Origin of the sequence: Streptomyces graminilatus (genome assembly GCF_001418565.1) — a bacterium.
Taxonomy (GTDB): Bacteria; Actinomycetota; Actinomycetes; order Streptomycetales; family Streptomycetaceae; genus Streptomyces; species Streptomyces graminilatus.
On the sequence record NZ_LIQQ01000472.1, the window covers coordinates 1 to 2605 of the forward strand.

The 2605-nt window shown below is 70.9% G+C and carries 1 protein-coding gene; it reads right to left on the minus strand.

All coding sequences use genetic code 11. The features are described 5' to 3' along the window. Positions 1-2605: type I polyketide synthase (locus tag AOK08_RS33250; protein ID WP_157876889.1), on the minus strand; the 2605-nt coding region annotated here is incomplete at both ends.

Genomic DNA, 2605 nt, shown 5'->3' on the forward strand with positions numbered 1-2605 from the left:
CGCCACCATCACACCGCCACCGGGGAGCGCGTCCATCAGCCGGCCACGCGCCGCCACCACACGACACGCATCACCCAAAGACAGCACACCCGCCACATGCGCAGCGGCGATCTCCCCCACCGAATGACCCACCACGAACCGCGGCACCACACCCCACGACTCCACCAACCGGAACGCCGCCACCTCAAACGCGAACAACCCCGCCTGAGCCCACACCGTCCGATCCAGCAAGTCCCCGTCCGGGGCCCACACCACCGACGTCAGCGGCGCCCCCAGCAGCGGATCCAGCACCTCACACACCGCATCCCACGCCCCCGCAAACACCGGAAACGCCTCGTACAGACCCCGCCCCATACCCAACCGCTGCGCACCCTGACCCGAGAACAACACAGCGCACGAAGCAGAGTCGGCCACACCCCGCACCACACCCGGCACGTCCGACCCCGACGCCACCGCGCCCAGCCCCGCCAACAGCTCGCCACGATCCCGGCCCGACACCACCGCCCGATGCTCGAACACCGACCGACCCGCCGCCAGCGAGAACCCCACATCCACCAGGTCCAACGCCTCATCAGCCTCAACACGCGCACGCAACCGCGCCGCCTGCCCCCGCAACGCCACCTCACTGCGCCCCGACACCGGCCACACCACCAGACCCGCACCCAAGCCCGAGCCCGAAGCCGAACCCGAGCCCGAACCCAAGCCCGAAGCCGAGCCCGAGCCCGACTCCCCAGCCTCAACGCCCTCTTCGTGTTCCCTCGGCGGAGTCTGTTCCAGAATCACGTGCGCGTTGGTGCCGCTGATACCGAAGGCGGAGATGCCCACCCGGCGCGGGCGGTCGGCCTCCGGCCACTCGCGCGCCTCCGTCAGAAGCTGGACAGTGCCGGACGACCAGTCGACCTGGTTCGACGGCTCATCGACGTGCAGGGTGGCCGGCAGCACGCCGTGGCGCATCGCCTCCACCATCTTGATCACACCAGCCACACCCGCAGCAGCCTGCGTATGACCGATGTTCGACTTCACCGAACCCAGCCACAACGGACGCTCCTCCGAACGCCCCCGCCCATACGTGGCCAGCAGCGCCTGCGCCTCGATCGGGTCACCGAGCGGGGTGCCCGTGCCATGTGCCTCGACGGCGTCCACCTCGGCCGCGGACAGCCCGGCGACAGCCAGCGCCTGACGGATCACCCGGCGCTGCGCCGGACCACTCGGAGCCGTCAGCCCATTGCTCGCACCGTCCTGGTTGACGGCGCTGCCCCGCACCACCGCAAGCACCTCGTGCCCACGGCGTCGCGCGTCCGACAGTCGCTCCAGGACGAGTACGCCCACGCCCTCGGCCAGGCCGAAGCCGTCGGCCGAGGCGGCGAACGCCTTGTCCCGGCCGTCGGCGGAGAGTGCGCCGAGCTGGCTGAACTCCTTGAACGCGCCCAGGTCGGACAGGACGGTCACGCCGGCCGACAGGGCCATGTCGCAGTCGCCGTTACGCAGCGCATGGCAGGCCGTGTGAAGGGCGGTCAGGGAGGAGGAGCAGGCGGTGTCCAGTGTGAGGGCGGGGCCTTCCAGACCGAGGGCGTAGGCGATCCGGCCGGACGCCACGCTGCCGGTGGTGCCGGTGACGAGGTAACCGCCGGTGCCCTCCGGAGGGCTCTGCATGTGTTCGCCGGAGTGCATGGCGATCATGCCGACGTAGACGCCGGTCCGGCTGCCCTTGAGGGATGTGGGGTCGATGCCGGTCCGTTCCAGGGCCTCCCACGAGGTTTCCAGGAGCAGCCGCTGCTGCGGGTCCATCGCCAGCGCCTCACGCGGCGAGATGCCGAAGAAGCCGGCGTCGAATTCGTCGGCGTCGTGGAGGAAGCCGCCTTCGCGCTGGTAGTAGGTGCCCGGGGTACCTGGGACGGGGTGGTAGTCGCCGTCGATGTTCCAGCCGCGGTTGACGGGGAGCGGCGAGAGGGCGTCGCGTTCCTCTGCGACCAGGCGCCACAGGTCTTCGGGGGATGCGACTCCGCCGGGGAACCGGCAGGCCATGCCGACGATGGCGATGGGGTCGTTCGGCTCGCCCGGCGCCCCGGCCGCCGAGTCGGGATCGCCGTCCCGGACCTGGTGTGGGTCGGCGTCGTCGAGGTCGTCGGGTGAGCGGCCGAGCAGGATGTCCCGTACGACCGCGGCGAGCGCCTCGGGGGTGGGAGACTCGAACGCGACGGTGACGGGGAGGATGGTTCCGCACAGGTCGTTCAGGCGGTTGCGCAGGGCCACCGCGACCACGGAGTCGACGCCCATGTTGGTCCAGGCCTGGTCGGCGCGCACGGCCTCGGGTCCGCTGAGGTCGAGCAGGGTCGCGGCCTCCTCCCGTATGAGGGTCAGCAGCGCGTGCAGGATCTCCGGGTCGGAAAGTCCGTCGAGACGGTCGCGCCAAGCGGCGGCACCGGGTGCCGAGGCCGTTTCCCCGCTCCCGGTCCCGCCCTCGTTCCCGCCCTCGTTCCCGCCCTCGTTCTCGTTCTCGCTCTCGTCTTCTGCGGTGGGGGGTTCGGGCAACTCGATGCGTTCCGCGCCGGTTCCGTCGAACGACGTGGTCCAGTCAGGGGTGGCGCCCTGTACGTAGAGCTGG